The following is a 19,439-nucleotide window of genomic DNA, read 5'->3' as shown; positions in this document are numbered from 1 at the left end:
CCAGGCTTTTGATTTGAAACCCCCCGGAGCCTTGCGGTCCGGGGGCTTTTTATCACTCCATCGCTTCCAGCTCGTCGATGAAGCCTGCGATCATCGAAAGGCCCTTATCCCAGAATTTCGGGTCCGAGGCATCAAGGCCGAAGGGCGCCAGCAGCTCTTTGTGATGTTTCGAGCCACCCGCTTTCAGCATGTCGAAATACTTGTCCTGGAAACCCGGCAACCCGTCGGCGTAAACGGCATAAAGCGCGTTCACGAGGCCGTCGCCAAAGGCATAGGCGTAGACATAGAAGGGCGAGTGGATGAAATGCGGGATATAGGCCCAGAAGGTCTGATAACCATCCATGAAGTCAAACACCGGACCAAGGCTCTCGGCCTGGACCGACATCCAGAGCGCGTTGATATCGTCCGGCGTCAGCTCGCCTTCCTGGCGGGCGGCATGCAGTTTGCATTCGAAATCGTAGAAGGCGATCTGGCGCACGACCGTGTTGATCATGTCTTCGACTTTGCCCGCCAGCAGCACCTTGCGCTCGGCCGGGGTTTTGGCCTCATCGAGAAGCTTGCGGAAGGTCAGCATCTCGCCGAAGACCGATGCCGTTTCCGCCAGCGTCAGCGGGGTCGAGGACAGAAGTTCCCCCTGGCCCGCCGCCAGCACCTGGTGGACGCCATGCCCCAGCTCATGCGCCAGCGTCATCACATCGCGCGGTTTGCCCAGATAATTCAGCATCACATAAGGATGGACGGTGGTCACCGTCGGATGGGCAAATGCCCCGGGCGCCTTGCCGGGCTTCACCCCGGCATCAATCCAGCCTTTGGTGAAGAACGGTTTTGCCAGATCGGCCATGCGCGGGTCAAAGGCACCATAGGCCTCGGTCACCTGACGCTCGGCCGTCGCCCAGTCGATGGTCTTCGGGGCCTCGACCGGCAGCGGCGCATTGCGGTCCCAGACCTCAAGCCGGTCGAGCCCCATCCATTTCGCCTTCAGCGCATAATAGCGGTGCGAAAGCTTTGGATAGGCGGCGACAACGGCGTTCCGCAGCGCCTCGACCACTTCGGGTTCGACATGGTTCGACAGGTGCCGCCCGGTCTGCGGCGTCGGCATCTTGCGCCAGCGATCCTCGATTTCCTTTTCCTTCGCGAGCGTGTTGGTGATGCGGGCAAAAAGCTTGACGTTTTTGTCAAAGACCTCTGCCAGCGCCCGCGCCGCCGCCTCGCGTTTCACGCGGTCGGTATCGGTCAGAAGGTTCAGCGTCGCCTCGAGATTCAGCTCTTCCTCTTCGCCCGCAACCGTGAACATCAGCCCGGCAGTGGTCTCGTCAAAGAGCTTGTTCCAGGCCGAGGCGCCGACCACCGACTGGTCATGGAGGAATTTCTCCATCTCATCGGAAAGCTGATGCGGGCGCATCGCACGCATCCGCTCAAAGACCGGCTTGTAGCGGGCGAGATCGGCATTTGCGGCCAGCAGGGCGCCAAGATGCGCATCTTCCAGCCGGTTGAATTCAAGGCTGAAGAACACCAGTGCCGTGGTTGCCACAGTCACCGCGTCCTGGGCGTCGGACATGAATTTGGCGCGTTCGGAATCCATGGTGTTCTGGTAGTAGCGCAGCCCCGCATAGGACATCAGCCGCCCGGCAGTGACGTCAATCGCCTCGTATTCGCGCACGCATTGCAAAAGCGCCGCCGCATCAAGCGAGGCGAGCTTGCCCTCATAGCCCGTCGCAAAATCGGCGCAGGCTTTGGTCAGCCATTCCATATCGCGGTCAAATTCCGGCGCGTCCGGCGCAGGGTAGAGATCGGTCAGATCCCATTCCGGCAGATCACCAAAGCCCTTGCCAGACCCAGTGGCACCGGAATTTGCATCGAATACAGGGCGGAAGAGGCTGCCGGTCTGAAGGCTGCGGGTCGGAAGGCTGCGGATCATCGGAACTACCTGTGCTGTTTTGCCCCGGCGGGGCCTTGCCTTCCATCTAGGCGCGAGGGGGGGCGGGCTGCAAGGGCAAGGGTCGATCTGGCGCCTGTCCGGCTGGCTGAAGCGGGGGGGGAAGGGCGAAACTTGCTGATCTGGGGATTGCAGGAATTCTATTGCGATTGGGGAGTTCAGCCGGCCTGGAGCTCCTCCGCCGCGCGACAGGGGCAGGTGCGGCGTCTTCGCAGTGACCTGGAAAGCAACCTGCCTTGCTGCCGGCCTTATGGATATCCTGCTGGTCCGGGCCTTTGGACCTGGTGCCGGGATTCTTGCCTGGCTCCTGATCACCTTTGTTGCCACCGTGACGCATGTCTGCCTCGATCAGGGGCAGGATTGACGGGAACCGCGGGTGGGCTGGGGCGTTTGCGATGGCAGTGCCCTTTTTTTGGGCGGTTGCATCTGTTGCAGTCAGTCATTCGTGCAGTTTTGACCCGGTCAGGCCTTTACGATGCGGAAACGGCGCGCTTGACTGAAAGGGCCATTAAGCGAGTGGAGCCAGATATGGGCGTATTCTTCGACGAGATGAACGGATCCGGCGACAGGTCTGGAGGGGGCACCCGCGCCCCCTATGCGAGGCTCGAAGAGTGGCTGGCAACCATGCCGAAAGAACTCCGGAGCCTGAAACAGGCAGAGGCGGAGGCGCTGTTTCGCCGCATCGGCATCACTTTCGCGGTCTATGGTGAGGGCGGCGACCCGGACCGGCTGATCCCTTTTGACATGTTCCCGCGCGTGTTTTCCGGCGCCGAATGGGCCAGGCTGGATCGCGGCGTGAAACAACGCGCCAAAGCGCTGAACATGTTCCTCGTCGATGTTTACGGGCGGGGCGAGATCATCCGGGCAGGCCGGGTTCCGGCAAACCTCGTCTATCAGAATGCCGCCTATGAGAAGGCCGCTGTGGGCTTTGTGCCGCCGAAAGGCGTCTATTCCCATATCGTCGGCATCGATCTGGTGCGCACCGGGCCGGAAGAGTTTTTCGTGCTGGAAGACAATTGCCGGACGCCGTCAGGCGTGTCTTACATGCTGGAAAACCGCGAGATCATGATGCGGATGTTCCCGGGTCTTTTTCGCGAGAATCGTATCCAGCCGATTGATTCCTATGCGGAAATCCTGCGCCGGACGCTGGCCTCGGTGGCGCCTGCGAAATGTCAGGGTGACCCCAAGGTGGTGATCCTGACGCCGGGCCATTTCAATTCGGCCTATTATGAACATTCCTTCCTTGCCGATCTGATGGGGGTCGAGCTGGTCGAGGGTCAGGATCTCTTTGTCGATGGCGAATTCGTCTATGCCCGCACCACAGAAGGCCCGAAACGCGTCGATGTGATCTATCGCCGGATCGATGACGCCTTTCTCGATCCGCTGTGTTTCCGCCCGGATTCGATGCTGGGCGTGCCGGGGCTGATGGATGTCTATCGCTCGGGCGGGGTGTCGATCTGTTCGGCGCCTGGGGCAGGGGTGGCCGATGACAAGGCGATCTACACCTATGTGCCTGAAATGATCCGCTTTTACCTCGGAGAAGAGCCGATCCTGAACAATGTTCCCACCTGGAAATGCGCGGAGCGCGACGATCTGAAATATGTGCTCGACAACCTTTCCGAGCTGGTCGTGAAAGAGGTCCATGGCTCGGGCGGCTATGGGATGCTGGTTGGACCAACGGCCAGCAAGGCCGAGGTCGAGGCGTTCCGCGCGCAACTGCTGGCCAATCCCTCGAATTACATCGCGCAGCCGACGCTGGCGCTGTCGACGGTGCCGACCTTTGTCGATGAGGGCGTGGCGCCGCGCCATGTCGATCTGCGCCCCTATTGCCTTGTGGGCGAGCGGATTGAACTGGTGAAGGGCGGGCTGACGCGGGTGGCTTTGCGCGAGGGCAGCCTCGTGGTGAACTCGTCGCAAGGCGGCGGCGTCAAGGACACCTGGGTCTTGGCGGAGTAACCGGATATGCTTTCAAGAACCGCCAATAACCTTTACTGGATCGCACGTTACATGGAGCGCGCCGATACGGTCGCGCGTCTGCTGGATGTGGGCAGCCGCATCTCGCTGATCCCGTCGGAACATGGCTATCGCAGCGAATGGGACAGCCTGTTGCAGGCCAGCGGCATGGCCGAGGGCTTCACCGCCAAATATGGCGACCCGGTGCAGCGCAATCTGGAATCCTGGCTGTTTTTCGACCGTGACAACCCGTCTTCGGTTGCCAGCTGCCTGACGGCTGCGCGCGAAAATGCCCGGATCGTGCGCACCGCCATGACTGCCCAGGTCTGGGATGCGCTGAACATGGCCTTTCAGGAATTGCGCCAGCTCGAGCGGCAGGAACGATCGAGCCTCGACCAGTCCACGCTGACCGATTGGGTCACGCGGCAATCGGCGCTGGTGAGGGGCGCGATCGACGCCAATCTTTTGCGCGATGATGGCTATAACTTCCTGAATCTGGGCTATTATCTGGAACGCGCCGACAATACCGCCCGGCTTCTCGACGTGAAATATTACGTGCTGCTGCCGCGACTGGATTTCGTGGGATCGGGGCTCGACAATTACCAGTGGTCGACACTTTTGCGCGCCATGGGCGCGCAGCGCGCCTTTCACTGGGCCTATGGGGGCGAGATCACCGCCGGCAAGATCGCCGATTTCCTGATCCTGAACCGGCAAAGCCCACGCGCGCTGATCACCTGTATCGCGGGCGCTGACAATCATCTCGCACGGCTGGCCAAGGCCTATGGCAGGGAGGGCCCGGCCCAGATGCGGGCGCGCGCCATGCTGGGCGAGCTGGAGGAGGAAACCATCGAGCGTATTTTCGAGGAAGGCCTGCACGAATATCTCTCGCGGTTCATCGGATCTGTGGCAGAGCTTGGGTCTGTCATCCATGAGGTCTATCTGGGCGGAGAACTCAGCTGATGCGCCTGAGCGTCGATCATATCACCCGCTACAGCTATGAACGCCCGGTCAGGGGCCTTGTCCAAAGCCACCGGCTGACGCCTTCGGTGTTTCAGGGTCAGAGGGTGATCTCCTGGGAGGTCTCTGTCAAAGGCGGCGATACGGCTGCGGTCAGAGGCGCCGAGTTCACCGATGGCGCCGGCGACCGCATCCAGGGCTGGAGCATCGCCGGGCCGCTGACCGACCTGTCAGTGACCGTGCGCGGATTGGTAGAGACCTCTGACACCGCCGGGATGCTGAAAGGCTATCGCGAGGTGATCAACCCCTGCGCCTATAAACGCGAAACTGCGATGACCGCTGCCTCCGGGGCACTCTCGGATCTGGCGGAAGGCGTGTCGGATGCCGGGGGGGCGCTTGCGCTGGCGCATGGCTTGTCGGCGGCGGTGACCGGGGCCATCGCCTACCATCCTGGCGTGACCCATGCCCATACCTCGGCATCAGAAGCGCTCGCCCTGGGCGAGGGGGTCTGTCAGGACCATGCCCATGCGCTGATCGCGCTGGCGCGGTTGCGCGACCTGCCGGCGCGCTATGTTTCGGGCTATCTTTTCGCCGATGCCTCGGGCACCGCGCATGAGGCCGCCCATGCCTGGGCCGAGATCCATGTGCCGGGGTTCGGCTGGATCGGCTTTGACCCCGCGAATGCCTGCTGCCCGGACGAACGCTATATCCGCCTCGCCTCTGGTTTTGACGCCCGCGATGCTGCCCCCATCCGCGGTGTGGCCCGCGGCGGCCAGCCAGGTGATGAAGCGATGGATGTCACTGTTGCGGTCCTTTCTTCCGATCAGTAATGTCCTGCGGGTGAACAAATTTTCCGGTGAGAAATGACCTATTGTGTCGGCCTTCTGCTCAACCAGGGTATGGTATGCCTGTCCGATACCCGCACCAATGCGGGGCTCGACAATATTTCCACCTATCGCAAGATGTTCACCTTCGAAGTGCCGGGCGAGCGGGTGATCGTGATCATGACGGCGGGTTCGCTTTCTGTCACACAGACCACCATTGCGCGGCTGCATGAGGCGATGGATGACGAGATCGCAACGCCGGAAACCTCGATCACCCTGGCGCCGACCATGCTGAAAGTGGCACAGCTTGTGGGGAATACGCTGGCAGCGGTGCGGCGCGAGATCGACGAGAAACTCTCGATGAGCCAGGGCGCCTCGGCCTCGATGATCGTCGCGGGGCAAAGAAAGGGCGGCGGTATGCGCATGTTCCTGATCTATCCCGAGGGGAATTTCATCGAAGCCACCGATGACACGCCCTTCCTCCAGATCGGCGAACATAAATACGGCAAGCCGATCCTCGATCGGGTGGTCCGGCCGGAAACCGGGTTGCAGGACGCACAGAAGGCGGTGCTGCTGTCGATGGATTCGACCCTGCGCTCGAACCTTTCGGTGGGAATGCCGCTCGATCTGGCAGTGATCGAAAAAGACGCGCTGCAAGTCACGTCGCGGCGCCGGATCGAGGCCGGGGATGAGGGCTTCCGCGCCATGAGCGAGGCCTGGTCCAATGCGCTGCGCGACGGCTTTACCCGGATCGAGGTCTGACCGGTTCGGGTGACGTAGCGGCAAGCTGTCACGCTTTTGTGCAAACACGGTTTCCGGGTCTTCACATAGACGCTGCAGCTGCATAAATTTCTGGAAACTGCAGGAGAAACGACTCATGCCGAAGCTCGTCCGCCTCTATATTCAATCCGTCGCCATCGGGTTTGGATTGTCCGCAGGGTTCGTCGCCGCCATGCTCTGGACCAATGTCGCGGCCGTAGGCGCGCTGATTGGCGGGGCAGGCGCGATGGGTTGGGTGGCTGTGGCGATGCTGGTGATGTTTTTCGGCGTGCTGTTTTCGGGCGTGCAATTCGCAATCCGCGTCATGATGCTGGCCGAACAGGATGACACACCGCGCGGCGGCCTGCGTCAGCAGATGATCCCGATCCGGATCGAGGCGCGGGCCGAACAGCAAAAGCGCCAGCCGCGCCGCTGATCCGCCAGCCATCAGATTAAGAAGCCCGCCGCGTCACCGCTGGCGGGTTTTTCTTTGGCTGAGGCGCGTCAGCTGAGGCGGGGAAGCGGTGGCGGGCCCGCAGCGGCCGTGGGTGGTCTCGATATCCCGAGAGCCAGAGGTCTCAGGTGGGAACCAGGTATCCGGACCAGGATCCGGGCAGAGCCAGCCCCCATTCATATGCTTATCGGCCACTGGGTTATGGACCCCTCACGCGAAGAGCAGCACCCGCCGCTTTCATATCTAGGGCTGCCGCGGCTGCAGTGCAAGGTCGCCGCTGGCCCGGGTCGGCTATTGCTTGCGGCGGGCCGGAAGACTGGACAAATGTTTACCGTTTGTTCATGTTGGGGCGATGGACAATCCGATGCATCGCCCGACCCTGGCTGAAATTCCCGAAGACGCTCGTGATCTCCTGCCCCTGCAGGCGGGTCAGCGCATCGCGCGCGGGGTTGCGCGGCTTTTGTGCAGCCACGGATTTGCACCGGTTGCGGAAATGCCGCTTGCGGGCAAGCTGCGCGCGGATGTGATGGCGATCGGGCCAAAGGGCGAGGTCTGGATCGTCGAATGCAAATCCTGCCGCGCGGATTTTCGGGCGGATCGCAAATGGCAGGGCTATACCGCCTGGTGCGACCGCTTTTTCTGGGCAGTCGGACCTGATTTCCCGCAAGAGATCCTGCCCGAAAACGACGGGCTGATCCTCGCTGACGCGTTCGGGGGCGAGATCATCCGCATGTCTGATGAGACACCGCTGGCGCCCGCCCGGCGCAAAGTGGTCAGCCGCGATTTTGCCCGCTATGCCGCCTTGCGCCTGCTCGCCTTGCGCGATCCGCTGCCCTGAGGCGCAAGGCAAATTTCTTAAAAGAAATTTGTCCGGTTTCTGTGCAGAAACCGGTCTTCTGGCCCGCCGGATCAGAACAGGCCGAGCTGGTCGCCTCTGGCAAAGGGCACCCGGAAAAGATCACAGCGCAGCGCCGGCTGCGGCGCGTCAAGCCCCAGTTTTGCCGCCGCGCGGCGGAAGCGGTCGGCGATCAGCCGCGACCAGAGGCCTTCGCCCTTCATCCTTTTGCCGAATGTGGCGTCATAATCCTTGCCGCCATGCATCTCGCGCACCCTGTTCAGCACCTTGGTCGCGCGCCCGGGCTCGGCCCGTTCCAGCCAGTCGCGAAACAGCCCCGCCACCTCCTGCGTCAGCCGGAGCGAGATCCAGCTGGCACTGGTCGCGCCGGCCTCCTGCGCGGCGTCCAGCAACGGCTCGATCTCATGATCGGTCAGGCCAGGGATTACCGGCGCCAGCATCAGCCGCACCGGGATGCCGGCCTCGCTCAGCCGCCGGATGATCTGTAGCCTGCGGGCAGGCGCCGGCGCGCGGGGCTCCATCTTGCGCGCAAGCGACTGATCCAGCGTGGTAATCGAGATGCCCACCCGGACGAGACCCTCCGCCGCCATCGGGGCGAGAAGGTCTATATCGCGCTCGATCAGCGTGCCGCGGGTGGTGATCGCCAGCGGATGGCGAAAGGCCGACAGCACCTCGACCACCTCGCGTGTCACCCGGTATTGCGCCTCGCCCGGCTGCCAGGGGTCGGTATTGGTGCCAAGCGCGATGGGCGCGACCTTGTAGCTTCTGGCGCGAAGTTCACGGTCCAGCACCTGGCCGATCCCCGGTTTCGCGACCAGCTTTGTCTCGAAATCCAGCCCCGGCGAGAGGTTGAGATAGGCATGGGTCAGCCGCGCGAAACAATAGACGCAGCCATGTTCGCAGCCCCGCCAGGGATTGACCGAGCGGTCAAAGGGCAGGTCGGGCGAGGCATTGCGGCTGATCGCGGATTTCGGCACTTCGCGGCTGATTTCCGTCTGCACCAGCGCGTCATCTTCGACCATATCCCAGCCGTCGGACAGCGCCTCGCGCTGATGCGGCTCATAACGGCCGGCCTCGTTGAGACCGGCACCACGTGCCCTGACGCGCTGCCCCGGCAAAAGACCGGGCAGCGGTGTGGTCACAGGGCTGGAAGGGCGGGGCGCTGGCACGGTGGGATTCCCTGAAAATTATAGAACAAAAATAGAACATATGCAGGTAATGAAAAGGGGGAAATGTGCGGAAGTCGGCTTTCTCTTCGCTAGTGTCGCAAACATCTGAGTGGAAGTGTCGTTTTCAGCCCATTGAAAGGGGAACGAACTCTCTCCGCTGGAGCGCCCCATGGCCGATGACGACGAAATCATCCTCTCGGAACTTCCCGATGACGAGCTGGTCCTGCAGATGCATGACGATCTCTATGACGGGCTGAAGGACGAGATCGAAGAGGGGACGCGCCTCCTGCTGGACCGCGGCTGGACGCCTTATGACGTGCTCACCCGGGCACTGGTGGCCGGCATGAAGATCGTCGGCGATGATTTCCGTGACGGGATCCTGTTTGTACCCGAAGTGCTTTTGTCCGCGAATGCGATGAAGTCGGGGATGACCATCCTCAAGCCGCTGCTGGCGGAAACCGGCGCGCCGCGCATGGGCAAGATGGTGATCGGCACCGTCAAAGGCGACATCCATGATATCGGCAAGAACCTTGTCGCGATGATGATGGAAGGTGCGGGGTTCGAGGTTGTCGATCTGGGCATCAACAACTCAGTCGAGAAATATCTCGAGGCGCTTGGCACGGAAGCGCCTGATATTCTTGGGATGTCTGCGCTTTTGACCACCACCATGCCCTATATGAAAGTGGTGATCGACACGCTGAAGGAAAAAGGCATGCGCGAGGACTATATCGTGCTCGTGGGGGGGGCGCCGCTGAACGAGGAATTCGGCAGGGCGATCGGTGCCGATGCCTATTGCCGCGATGCGGCAGTGGCGGTCGAGACCGCGAAACAGCTGGTCGCGCGGCGGCACAATCAGCTGAGCGCCTGAGACTTCCCCGAACATTAACAGGCTCCGGCGCAATCCGGAGCCTGATTTGCTTTCGGGCTTGCGCCGGCCCGGTCGTGACCCCAGATTTAACAGGTGGAGGGTTGTGAAAATGCCATTAACGTCCTTTCTCGGGCTGATTGCCCTGGTGATCCTTGGCGCTGGTCTGACACTTTCCCTGGCGCTGAGCCTTGGCGTGCCGTTGCCGGTGATTGCTTTGGTCGCGATGCTCGGGAGCCTCGCCCTTGGCCTGAAGCGGTGGCATTGAAGCCGGTGAAACTCAGCCCGGTGATGCTGCAAATGGGAGGCCTGTGATGGAAAGGCCCAACCTGCCTGCGGAGGAGGTTGTCATCCAAAGCGGGATGGAGCGCCAGGGCGAGGGGCGGATCCTGTTGATCGCCTGCGGCGCGCTGGCGCGCGAGATCCTTGATCTGAAACGCGCCAATGGCTGGACCCATCTCGACCTGCAGTGTCTGCCCGCCAATCTGCATCTCTGGCCCGATAAGATCACCGCGGCGGTCGAAGCGGCTGTCCTTGCCGCGAAGGACAGCTATTCCCGGATTTTCGTGGTCTATGCTGATTGCGGCACGGGTGGTCTGCTGGCTGCGCGCTGTGCCGGGCTGGGGGTCGAGATGGTGGCCGGCCCGCATTGCTATTCGTTTTTCGAGGGCAATGAGAGTTTTGCGGCGCGGTCAGAGGAAGAGTTCACCGCCTTTTACCTCACCGATTTTCTCGTGCGGCAATTCGATGCTTTCGTGTGGAAGCCGATGGGGCTCGACCGGCATCCGGAACTGCGCGACATGATCTTCGGGAATTATGAAAAGCTGGTCTATCAGGCGCAGACCGATGACCCGGCGCTGGATGCGAAGGCGCAGGAGTGTGCAGCACGGCTGGGCCTGGTCTATGAGCGTCGATATACCGGATATGGCGATCTGGCGGGGGCGCTTGCCCGGCTGGAGTGAGGGGCGGCGGGGGCAGATGCCTCCGGCGGGAGTATTTTGGTCAAGAGGAAATTTGCGACGAAGTTATTGCGCAAAGTCGGTGATGACGGCGACGCCGGGCATGGTGGGGCGGTCGAAGGCGGCGAGCTCGGCCGAGGCGTCGCTGAGTGCGACCTGGTGGGCGACAATCGGGGTGACGTCGAGGCGGCCGGTTTCGATCAGCGACGGGTAGCGCCAGGAGGGCATGCCGCGTGAGCCACAGACCGCGAGCTGGCGCATATAGATTGTGTTCATATCGACCTGCATTTGCGCGTGGCGCCCGGTGGGCAGGCCGATCTGTAGATGGCGGCCCAGCGGGCGCAGGGAGCGCAGCGAGCTGTTGGTCGTGGCTTCGATCCCGAGTGCCTCGACACTGACATGGGCGCCGCCGCCGGTCAGCGCGATGATGTCTTCGGCTGCGGTGCCGCTGGTGGCGTTGAAGGCGACCTCGGCGCCAAGTGCCAGCGCGTGGTCAAGCTTTTCGGGCACGATGTCGGTGACGATCACGCGGGCGCCGAGGGCACGGCCGATCAGGAGGCAGGAGAGGCCGATGCCGCCGGTGCCGCGGATCGCGCGCCATTCGCCGGCCTGCAATGCCGCGCGGCCGGTAAGGGCCTGGAAGGCGGTGGTGGCCCGGTAGCCAGGTCCGGCGGCAAGATGTGGCGGCAGGCTGTCGGGGAGCCGGGCAAGGTTATGGGCATGCGGCGCCGGGACATATTCGGCATAGGCGCAAGGGCTGCCAAAGCCCGGGACATACTGCGCCTGGCAGGTGGTTGACTGACCCGAACGGCAGTCCGGACAGGACCCACAGGCGAGGATGAAGGGCGCGATGACCCGATCCCCGGCTTTCCAGTGTGACAGCGGCCCCGCTTCGACGACCTCACCGCAATATTCATGGCCGGGCATGTCGTCTGGCCTGACCTTCGGGGCCCGACCTTCGGGTGTTCGCTCCCCCAGCCATGCCAGTCGGAGCGGCAAATGCCGCAGGCTAGGAGCTTCAGCATAACACCATCCTGGGCGCAGGCCGGATCGGGAACGGTTTCAATCGAGAGCGGAGCCCGGAATTCGCGGATACTGGCGGCGCGCATGTCAGCGCCCGGACTGTTTGAAATGCTGCAGACAATAGACGCGGATCGCCGAGGCGAGACCTTCCTCCGGACGCCGTGTTTCGTCGATTTCAGACGCCAGAGCGTTGACCGAGCAGGGCCTGCCACGCGCAATTTCCAGGAAAGCCTGCCAGAATTCCGGCTCCAGCGTGACACTGGTGCGGTGGCCGCGCAGCGTGAGTGAGTGTTTTTCCGGACCAGCCATGTCTAAGGCTAGCAAGCGCCGGGCAGGGGCGCCAGCCGGAGTTTTGCAAAACTCCGGCACGATTTCTGGACAGAAATCGTTTCAGACGATGCGGCGGAGCGGTTCGCTGTTGCAAAAGATCACGAATTGCCCGGCGTTTTCCACCACCGGGAAGCCACGTCTTTTCATTTCAGACAGGAACCAGGCGCGCCCGGCAAAGCGTTCAATATCGCGGACCTTGCGGCGGATCACGCCGCCGCTGCGGGCGGCCTGGGATGAAAAGAGATGCAGGGTCCAGGTCTCACGGCTCAGTTGATCTGAGGAATCGATCATAGCGTACCTCCTGCCGGAGGCTGCGCTGATCCGGGTTAAACGGGGGTTAATCCTGATCGGGATCTGATCCGGCTGCCGGATCCGCCTGGGGATCTGGATCCCGCCGGTGCTGATCGAGTTCGCGGGTGGATTTCTCCACCCGCGCCAGTTCAGCCGCGCGCTCTGACAGGCTGCGACCGAATTTCGCGGCATTGGCGTCAGCCTGCGCCCGCTTTTCGCGGCGCGCCCGATCCTTGCGGAAACGGTTCAGGTTGACGAGGTCTGCCATCAGTCTTTCGGACCGATCATATCTTCCGGGCGCACGATGCGGTCGAAAGTCTCGCCATCGACAAAGCCGAGTGCGATTGCCTCTTCGCGCAGGGTCGTGCCGTTCTTATGCGCGGTCTTGGCCACTTTCGTTGCATTGTCATAGCCGATGGTCGGCGCCAGCGCCGTCACCAGCATCAGCGATTCCTTCATCAGCTTTTCGATCCGGGGTATATTCGCCTGGGTCCCGACCACCATATTATCGGTGAAGGAGCTTGCCGCATCGCCCAGAAGCTGGATCGACTGCAGCACATTATAGCTCATCATCGGGTTATAGACGTTGAGCTCGAAATGGCCCTGGCTGCCGGCAAAGGTCACCGCCGCGTCATTGCCCATGACATGGGCGCAGACCATGGTCAGCGCCTCGGCCTGGGTCGGGTTGACCTTGCCCGGCATGATCGAGGATCCGGGCTCATTTTCCGGCAGGATCAGCTCGCCCAGACCCGAACGCGGGCCGGAACCCAGCAGCCGCAGATCGCTGGCGATCTTGTAAAGCGACGCGGCCACGGTTTTCAGCGCGCCCGAGAAGAAGACCATCGCGTCATGGGCAGCCAGCGCCTCGAATTTGTTCGGCGCGGTGACGAAGGGCAGGCCGGTGATCTTCGCGATCTCGGCGGCCACAGCGACATCATAGCCTTTGCGGGTGTTCAGCCCGGTGCCGACAGCGGTGCCGCCCTGGGCCAGTTCATAAATATGCGGCAGGGCAAGTTTGACGCGTTCGATCCCGCGATCCACCTGAGTGGCATAACCCGAAAATTCCTGACCCAAAGTCAGCGGCGTTGCATCCTGGGTATGGGTGCGGCCGATCTTGATGATGTCTTTGAACTCAGCGGATTTTGCCCAGAGCGCTTTGGCGAGCTTCTCGAGCCCCGGCAAGAGCACATCGCGCGTATGCATCCCGATCGCGACATGCATCGCGGTCGGGAAGGTGTCATTTGACGACTGGCCCATATTCACATGGTCATTCGGATGAACTGGCTTTTTCGAGCCCAACACGCCGCCGAGGATCTCGATCGCGCGGTTCGAGATCACCTCATTCGCGTTCATATTCGACTGGGTGCCAGAGCCGGTCTGCCAGACCACCAGCGGGAAATTGTCGTCGAACCTGCCGTCGATCACTTCCTGCGCGGCTTGCGCAATTGCGCCGACCAGATCGGCGGACAGATCGCCCTGGGCCGCATTGACCGTCGCCGCCGCCTTCTTGATCACGCCGAGGGCGCGGATGATCGGCACCGGCTGCTTTTCCCAGCCAATCGGGAAATTGATGATCGAGCGCTGCGTCTGGGCGCCCCAGTATTTATCCGCAGGGACGTCCAGCGGGCCAAAGCTGTCGGTCTCGGTACGGGTCTCAGTTCGGGTCGCAGCCATGCGTGCCTCCTGCAAGTTCTCGAGGAGTGCTGTAACGCAGCATGGCAGCGGAAATCAATCGGTATGCCATTGTATGCGAAACCGGTTCGCTTCCGGGCCCCCAGAACCGAAAAGGCACCCACGCGGGGTGCCTTGTTCAAAGCGCTGTCGAAACCGGGTCATCTGAAAACCGGACTTGATCTCAGGCCTCAGACGGTTTTCTCAGGCGCCCCAGCTGCGGACCGCGCCGCAATCCATATGGACAAAGTCCGAGCGCGAATAGCGACCGACACCGCCAGCGGCACAGGCCGCAGCCGCACGTGCCATCTGGTTCACCGAGCGCGATTTCAGCCGCAGATCGGCAGCCTGGCCGACGAGATGCAGCGAGTTCTTGGCAACGCCGCCCGATCGCGAGCGCAGCATCGCATTGGTCTTGGCGCTGCGAAAGCCAGAGAGCAGCATGTAAGATTCGCTGACATCCATCAGCCGATGTGCCGCAGCCATGATATCGACATTGCGCGGATCCATCTGCTTGACGTCGCCGGTGCGCCAGTCACGCATGAAGTGATTGATTTCCTTCAACACTTCCGGAATGTACTTGCCTTCGATCCAGTAGATCGTATCGATGCTTTCGCCTGTACGGCCCGAATACATCCGGATGCGGCGGATATCGCCTGCACCTTTCAGCACGCCAAAAGCATTGGAATAAGTTGGTGCGGCAACCACAGCCGTAGCCGCGAACACGCCCAACAGCCCGCGACGCGAGATTAGGTTCGATGTGTTTTCAGTCATAGCCTGTCCCGTAGATTAGTCTTGTCGACTGCCTGAGCGGCAGCTTCTCCTGCACGTTCACCTTCGGCTGGCGCATTTGCCTGCGCCCTTCCGGATGCATGGTCTGTATGGCACATCATGATTCGAAGCCCAAGCAAAGATTGCCTTTGGTTCCCCACTCAAGCGCCAATAAGCAAAAAATCGCTGAATTCCTGACTGGTGGTCAGCGTGGCTCTGCTGCAACTATGATCTGAAAACCGGCCCGGGTTTGCCGGGTTGGCGCAATTTGGTGCCCGGTGGACAGGATTGTGAATGGACATGCTGTCCAAATCACTGAATCTAGCTGAAGCCGAAGCTTTTCGCATGTTTACGAGGTTGCAGATGCCGATTTCTCTCCCCGGTCCTGGTCTGAAAACGGGGGTGCGAGGCCTTCTTTCTTCGGTGGCGCTTGGGTTTGTGCTGGCAGTCGGGCTGGTATCGGCAGGTCAGTCCGCCGCTGCGAAATCCACGGCATTTTCACAATCTCTCGCCATTGCTGCGGCGGAAGATGAAGAGGTCGCGGCCTGGTATCGCGACACCGCCTATGACACGCTCTGGACCGGGCCTGAGGATGCGGCCCGCCGCCAGGCGCTGATCGCTGCGCTTGAGACCGCCGGGGATCACGGCCTGCCGGTGGCGCGCTATGATCTGGCCGGGATCCGCGCCGCGCTGACCTCGGCCCGGACCGAGGGCGATCTGGGCCGGCTTGAAGTTAAGATGACACGCGCCTGGCTGGACTGGGCGCAGGATGTCAGTTCGGGCGCGCTGGATCCGGCCGAAATCGATTCCACCATCGTGCGCGAGATCACCCGGCCCGATCCGGCGACACTGCTGCGCGCGATTGCGTTTGGGGATCCGGCGGTGGTGGCGCGCAACCTGCTGCCCCGGTCCGATGCCTATGTGCAGCTGATGAAGACGCGTTTTGACCTCGAGGATCTGATCGCTTCGGGGGGCTGGGGGCCGCAGGTGCCCGGCGGCGCGCTGGAGCCCGGCGCGACCGGCGAGCAAGTGGTGATCCTGCGCGACCGGCTGATCACGATGGGCTGGCTCTCGCCCACGCCGACCGCGGTTTATGACCGTATGGTGCAAAACGCAGTGATGAATTTCCAGCGTGCGCATGGTCTGCCCGCTGATGGCGTGGCCGGGGGCGACACCCTGGCCGAGATCAACAAAGAGCCCGAAGACCGGATGAAATCCGTGCTTGTCGCGATGGAGCGCGAGCGGTGGATGGATATCGACCGCGCGGGGCGGATGATCTGGGTCAATCTGACGGATTTCTCGGCCGAGATCATTGATGACGGGCGGGTGACCTTCCGCACGCGCTCGGTGATCGGGCGCGAGGAGATGGACCGGCGCACGCCGGAATTCTCGGATCTGATGGATCATATGGTGGTGAACCCGTCCTGGGGGGTGCCGCGCTCCATCATCGTGGGGGAATATCTGCCGCTTTTGCGCTCGAATCCGAATGCGGTCAGCCATATGCAGATCGTGGACAGGAATGGCCGAGTGGTGCCGCGCGGATCGGTGAATTTCGCGGGCTATACCGCGCGCAGCTTCCCCTTTGGCATGCGCCAGCCGCCGGGCGACAATAATGCGCTTGGCAAGGTGAAGTTCATGTTCCCGAATAAGTACAACATCTATCTGCATGATACGCCTGCGAAATCCCTGTTTGCCCATGACAAGCGGGCCTATAGTCATGGCTGCATCCGTCTCGCCGATCCTTTCGATTTCGCCCATGCGCTGTTCCGCACCCAGGCGCCGGAAATCGAAGGCGAGTTCAACAAGACTCTTAAAGGTGGGCGAGAAACACCTGTAAAGCTTGAGAAAAAGGTGCCGATCCATCTGGTCTATTTCACCGCCTATCCGCAGGGGCATGGCGTGATGGGCTATCGGCGCGATGTTTACGGGCGCGATGCAAAGCTCTGGTCGGCGCTCAGTGCCGAAGGGGTGGTCGCGCGGACGGTTTCGCAGTAACTGTCGCTTCGGGCTCCGGAGGGATTTGCGATGGCTGAGCACAGTATTGGCGAGATTGCAGACGCACTTGACGCGGTGGCCGAAGGCGATCTGACGATCCGCGTCTCTGAGGCCTCCGAGCCGCAGGCCGCCGGGCCGCAAAGCCTCGCCTTAGCGATGGATCCGCGTTACGCGGGCCGGATCTCTGAGGGCCGGGCCCGTGCCGCCGTGGTCTGGCCGGGGGCCGACTGGCGCGCGATGGGGCTGGAGGCCGCGATTTTCGCGCCGCGCGGGCGGCTGGCGATGGCGGGGCTCACGCATCTGATGGATCCGGGGCCGGAGATCGCGCCGGGCATCCACCCGCTGGCCGTGGTTCACGAGACGGCACAGATCGGCGAAGGCGCGGCCATCGGCCCCTTCGTGGTGATCGGGCGCGATGTGGTCCTGGGCGCCAGGGCCCGGATCGCAAGCCATGTCTCAATCGCCGAAAGCGCAAGTATCGGCGAAGATGCAATGATCCTGCAGGGCGCAAAGATCGGCGCACGCGTCACCATCGGCGCGCGGTTTATCTGCCAGCCCGGCGCGGTGATCGGCTCGGACGGGTTCTCCTTCGTCACGCCCGAGAAATCCGGCGTTGAAGAGATCCGCGAGACGCTTGGCCAGCGCGACCAGATCCTGGCGCAAAGCTGGACCCGCATTCATTCGCTGGGCGCCGTGGCCATCGGCGATGATGTCGAGATCGGGGCCAATACCTGTATCGACCGCGGCACCATCCGCGATACCTCCATCGGGCGCGGCACCAAGCTCGATAACCTCGTTCATGTCGGCCATAATGTGCAGATCGGCGAGGACAGCCTGATCTGCGGCCAGGTCGGTATTGCCGGCTCGTCAAAGATTGGCAGCCGCGTGGTGCTGGCCGGGCAGGTCGGCGTCAGCGACAATATCTTCGTCGGCGATGATGTGATCTGCGGCGGCGGCACCAAGATCTTCACCAATGCGCCGGCGGGGCGGGTGCTTTTGGGGTATCCGGCGGTGAAGATGGAAACCCATGTCGAGATCCAGAAATATCTGCGCCGTCTGCCGCGCCTTGCCGCGCGGGTCGCCGCGCTGGAAAAACTGACCTCCGGCACCGATGCCGGGACGGAAGACTGAGGGTCAGCCCGATGAGCCGCAGCGAGACAGGGCGCCAGGTGATCGCGATCCTCGCCGCCCAGGCACTGGCCGATCCTGCCGGCATAAGCGACAGCGACCGGCCCGAGGATCTCGGCCTTGACAGCCTGGGCCTGGTAGAGGCGATTTTCGCCATCGAGGAAAGGTTCGATATCTCGGTCCCTTTCAACCCGAATGACCCCGATCAGGCCGGACCGGAGGATCTGGATGTCTCGGATATCGGCGGCATCATTCGCGGCATCGAAGCGCTGATCGCGGCGCAAAGACCGGTCGGGCGCGAATGAGGCGGGTGGTCATCACCGGCGCGGGAACGGTGAATGCGCTGGCCCATGATCTTCCCGGCACTTATGCGGCGCTGGCGGCAGGGCGCTCGGGCATCGGGCCGCTGGAATTTCGCGATGCCGACCGGCTGACGATCCGCATCGGCGCGCAGATCCGGGGCTGGGCCTGGGATCAGGGCCTGTCCCCGCAGGAACAGTCGCTATACGATCCCTTTACCCGCTACGCGCTCGCAGCGGCGGAGGAGGCGCTGGCCATGGCCGGGCCTGGCGCGGCTGAAGGGGCTGGGGTGCTGATCGGTTCGGCCTCGGGGGGCATCCACACCTGGGAAGAGAATTACCGTGCGGTCTTCGAGGGCGGCCGGAACCGGGTGCCGCCGCTGACGGTGCCGCGCCTGATGATGAATGCCGCCGCCTCGCATATCGGGATGCGGCACGGGCTGACCGGGCCAACATTCGCAGTGTCTTCGGCCTGTTCCAGCTCAAACCATGCGATTGGCCAGGCCTTCCGCCTGATCCGCGATGGCCATGCACCCGCAATGCTGGCGGGGGGCGCCGAGGCGATGCTGTGTTTCAGCGGCATCAAGGCCTGGGAGGGGCTCAGGGTGCTGTCACCTGACGGGTGCCGCCCGTTTTCCGCCAGCCGCAATGGCATGGTGATGGGCGAGGGGGCGGCGGTCTTTGTGCTGGAGGACGAGACCCGCGCCCGGGCGCGCGGCGCGACGGTATTGGCCGGGATTTCCGGCTTCGGCATGACGGCGGATGCGGGCGATATTGTGGTGCCCTCGGTCCGCGGTGCGGCGGGCGCGATGCGGGCCGCACTGGCAGAGGCCGGCCTTGCCCCCGAAGAGATCGGCTATATCAACGCCCATGGCACCGGCACCCGGGTCAATGACCGCAATGAGGTTGCGGCGATCCGTGAAGTGTTCGGGGCGGCCGCGGGGCTTATGGTTTCATCGACCAAGGCGGCGCATGGTCACGCGATTGGCGCGACAGGGGCACTGGAACTGATTGCCTGCCTGATGGCGCTGGACCAGGGCGTGATCGCGCCGACGCTGGGGCTGGACCGCGCCGATCCCGATTGTGACCTTGACCATGTCCCGAATGAAGCACGCCGCGCCCGGACGGGCGCGGCGCTGTCGAATTCCTTTGCCTTTGGCGGGCTGAACGCGGTGCTTGCGCTGCGCGCGGCCCGGTAA

The 19,439-nt window shown here is 62.7% G+C and carries 22 protein-coding genes; 14 read left to right on the top strand and 8 right to left on the bottom strand.

Features of this window, described 5'->3' with window-relative positions:
- Window positions 1-52 precede the first annotated feature (52 nt).
- Entirely contained in the window at window positions 53-1,918 is a 1,866-nt protein-coding gene (locus JC607_RS07925; protein ID WP_198836396.1) for a M3 family oligoendopeptidase, read from the bottom strand.
- Window positions 1,919-2,150: 232 nt separating this feature from the next.
- Here JC607_RS07925 and JC607_RS07920 point away from each other — a divergent pair, with 232 nt between their 5' ends.
- The 7 genes from JC607_RS07920 to JC607_RS07890 all read left to right on the top strand — a co-directional run bounded on the left by JC607_RS07920 (window position 2,151) and on the right by JC607_RS07890 (window position 7,721).
- Complete coding sequence (locus JC607_RS07920) at window positions 2,151-2,300, top strand: hypothetical protein (protein ID WP_198836395.1); 150 nt, start codon at window positions 2,151-2,153, stop codon at window positions 2,298-2,300.
- 185 nt (window positions 2,301-2,485) lie between these two features.
- The gene (locus JC607_RS07915; RefSeq protein ID WP_233092767.1) at window positions 2,486-3,892 is read left to right on the top strand and encodes a circularly permuted type 2 ATP-grasp protein; all 1,407 of its coding nucleotides are present in this window, start codon (window positions 2,486-2,488) and stop codon (window positions 3,890-3,892) included.
- A 6-nt stretch (window positions 3,893-3,898) separates the two neighbouring features.
- Complete coding sequence (locus JC607_RS07910) at window positions 3,899-4,849, top strand: alpha-E domain-containing protein (RefSeq protein WP_198836393.1); 951 nt, start codon at window positions 3,899-3,901, stop codon at window positions 4,847-4,849.
- Window positions 4,849-5,676, top strand: coding sequence for a transglutaminase family protein (locus JC607_RS07905; protein ID WP_198836392.1), 828 nt, complete (start codon window positions 4,849-4,851; stop codon window positions 5,674-5,676). Before JC607_RS07910 ends, JC607_RS07905 begins: the two co-directional genes overlap by 1 nt.
- A 33-nt stretch (window positions 5,677-5,709) precedes the next feature.
- Complete coding sequence (locus tag JC607_RS07900; protein WP_198836391.1) at window positions 5,710-6,432, top strand: proteasome-type protease; 723 nt, start codon at window positions 5,710-5,712, stop codon at window positions 6,430-6,432.
- A gap of 115 nt (window positions 6,433-6,547) precedes the next feature.
- On the top strand, window positions 6,548-6,865 hold the full coding sequence (locus JC607_RS07895; protein ID WP_198836390.1) for a hypothetical protein: 318 nt from the start codon (window positions 6,548-6,550) through the stop codon (window positions 6,863-6,865).
- 382 nt (window positions 6,866-7,247) lie between these two features.
- Window positions 7,248-7,721: an MmcB family DNA repair protein gene (locus tag JC607_RS07890; RefSeq protein ID WP_198836389.1), complete on the top strand. Its 474-nt coding sequence runs from the start codon at window positions 7,248-7,250 to the stop codon at window positions 7,719-7,721.
- A 71-nt stretch (window positions 7,722-7,792) separates the two neighbouring features.
- On the opposite strand, the gene JC607_RS07885 is transcribed toward JC607_RS07890, so the two are convergent.
- A complete protein-coding gene (locus tag JC607_RS07885) occupies window positions 7,793-8,881 on the bottom strand; it encodes a PA0069 family radical SAM protein (protein WP_198836423.1) in 1,089 nt (362 codons plus the stop codon).
- Between the two features lie 196 nt (window positions 8,882-9,077).
- On the opposite strand from JC607_RS07885, the gene JC607_RS07880 reads away from it, so the two are divergent.
- The 3 genes from JC607_RS07880 to JC607_RS07870 all read left to right on the top strand — a co-directional run bounded on the left by JC607_RS07880 (window position 9,078) and on the right by JC607_RS07870 (window position 10,735).
- Entirely contained in the window at window positions 9,078-9,776 is a 699-nt protein-coding gene (locus tag JC607_RS07880; protein WP_198836388.1) for a B12-binding domain-containing protein, read from the top strand.
- A gap of 109 nt (window positions 9,777-9,885) precedes the next feature.
- The gene (locus JC607_RS07875) at window positions 9,886-10,041 is read left to right on the top strand and encodes a hypothetical protein (RefSeq protein ID WP_198836387.1); all 156 of its coding nucleotides are present in this window, start codon (window positions 9,886-9,888) and stop codon (window positions 10,039-10,041) included.
- Between the two features lie 46 nt (window positions 10,042-10,087).
- Complete coding sequence (locus JC607_RS07870) at window positions 10,088-10,735, top strand: DUF1638 domain-containing protein (protein WP_198836386.1); 648 nt, start codon at window positions 10,088-10,090, stop codon at window positions 10,733-10,735.
- A gap of 63 nt (window positions 10,736-10,798) precedes the next feature.
- On the opposite strand, the gene JC607_RS07865 is transcribed toward JC607_RS07870, so the two are convergent.
- The 6 genes from JC607_RS07865 to JC607_RS07840 form a co-directional block, all read right to left on the bottom strand.
- On the bottom strand, window positions 10,799-11,659 hold the full coding sequence (locus JC607_RS07865; RefSeq protein ID WP_233092750.1) for a zinc-binding dehydrogenase: 861 nt from the start codon (window positions 11,657-11,659) through the stop codon (window positions 10,799-10,801).
- A gap of 183 nt (window positions 11,660-11,842) precedes the next feature.
- Complete coding sequence (locus JC607_RS07860) at window positions 11,843-12,064, bottom strand: ribbon-helix-helix domain-containing protein (protein ID WP_198836385.1); 222 nt, start codon at window positions 12,062-12,064, stop codon at window positions 11,843-11,845.
- Window positions 12,065-12,145: 81 nt separating this feature from the next.
- A complete protein-coding gene (locus JC607_RS07855; protein ID WP_198836384.1) occupies window positions 12,146-12,376 on the bottom strand; it encodes an N-(5'-phosphoribosyl)anthranilate isomerase in 231 nt (76 codons plus the stop codon).
- A gap of 46 nt (window positions 12,377-12,422) precedes the next feature.
- Window positions 12,423-12,644: a DUF4169 family protein gene (locus JC607_RS07850; RefSeq protein WP_198836383.1), complete on the bottom strand. Its 222-nt coding sequence runs from the start codon at window positions 12,642-12,644 to the stop codon at window positions 12,423-12,425.
- Entirely contained in the window at window positions 12,644-14,050 is a 1,407-nt protein-coding gene (fumC, locus tag JC607_RS07845) for a class II fumarate hydratase (RefSeq protein WP_198836382.1), read from the bottom strand. Before fumC ends, JC607_RS07850 begins: the two co-directional genes overlap by 1 nt.
- Before the next feature lie 201 nt (window positions 14,051-14,251).
- Window positions 14,252-14,821: a DUF882 domain-containing protein gene (locus JC607_RS07840; RefSeq protein ID WP_198836381.1), complete on the bottom strand. Its 570-nt coding sequence runs from the start codon at window positions 14,819-14,821 to the stop codon at window positions 14,252-14,254.
- Window positions 14,822-15,181: 360 nt separating this feature from the next.
- On the opposite strand from JC607_RS07840, the gene JC607_RS07835 reads away from it, so the two are divergent.
- From JC607_RS07835 to JC607_RS07820, 4 genes are read left to right on the top strand one after another with little or no spacing between them, the layout of a single operon-like run.
- The gene (locus JC607_RS07835) at window positions 15,182-16,813 is read left to right on the top strand and encodes a murein L,D-transpeptidase (RefSeq protein ID WP_198836380.1); all 1,632 of its coding nucleotides are present in this window, start codon (window positions 15,182-15,184) and stop codon (window positions 16,811-16,813) included.
- Window positions 16,814-16,843: 30 nt separating this feature from the next.
- On the top strand, window positions 16,844-17,944 hold the full coding sequence (locus JC607_RS07830) for a UDP-3-O-(3-hydroxymyristoyl)glucosamine N-acyltransferase (protein WP_198836379.1): 1,101 nt from the start codon (window positions 16,844-16,846) through the stop codon (window positions 17,942-17,944).
- An 11-nt stretch (window positions 17,945-17,955) separates the two neighbouring features.
- The gene (locus JC607_RS07825) at window positions 17,956-18,246 is read left to right on the top strand and encodes an acyl carrier protein (protein WP_198836378.1); all 291 of its coding nucleotides are present in this window, start codon (window positions 17,956-17,958) and stop codon (window positions 18,244-18,246) included.
- Window positions 18,243-19,439: a beta-ketoacyl synthase gene (locus JC607_RS07820; protein WP_198836377.1), complete on the top strand. Its 1,197-nt coding sequence runs from the start codon at window positions 18,243-18,245 to the stop codon at window positions 19,437-19,439. Before JC607_RS07825 ends, JC607_RS07820 begins: the two co-directional genes overlap by 4 nt.

The organism is Paracoccus sp. IB05, from assembly GCF_016405985.1.
GTDB lineage: Bacteria > Pseudomonadota > Alphaproteobacteria > Rhodobacterales > Rhodobacteraceae > Pseudogemmobacter.
This window is presented reverse-complemented; position numbering and strand designations above follow the sequence as displayed.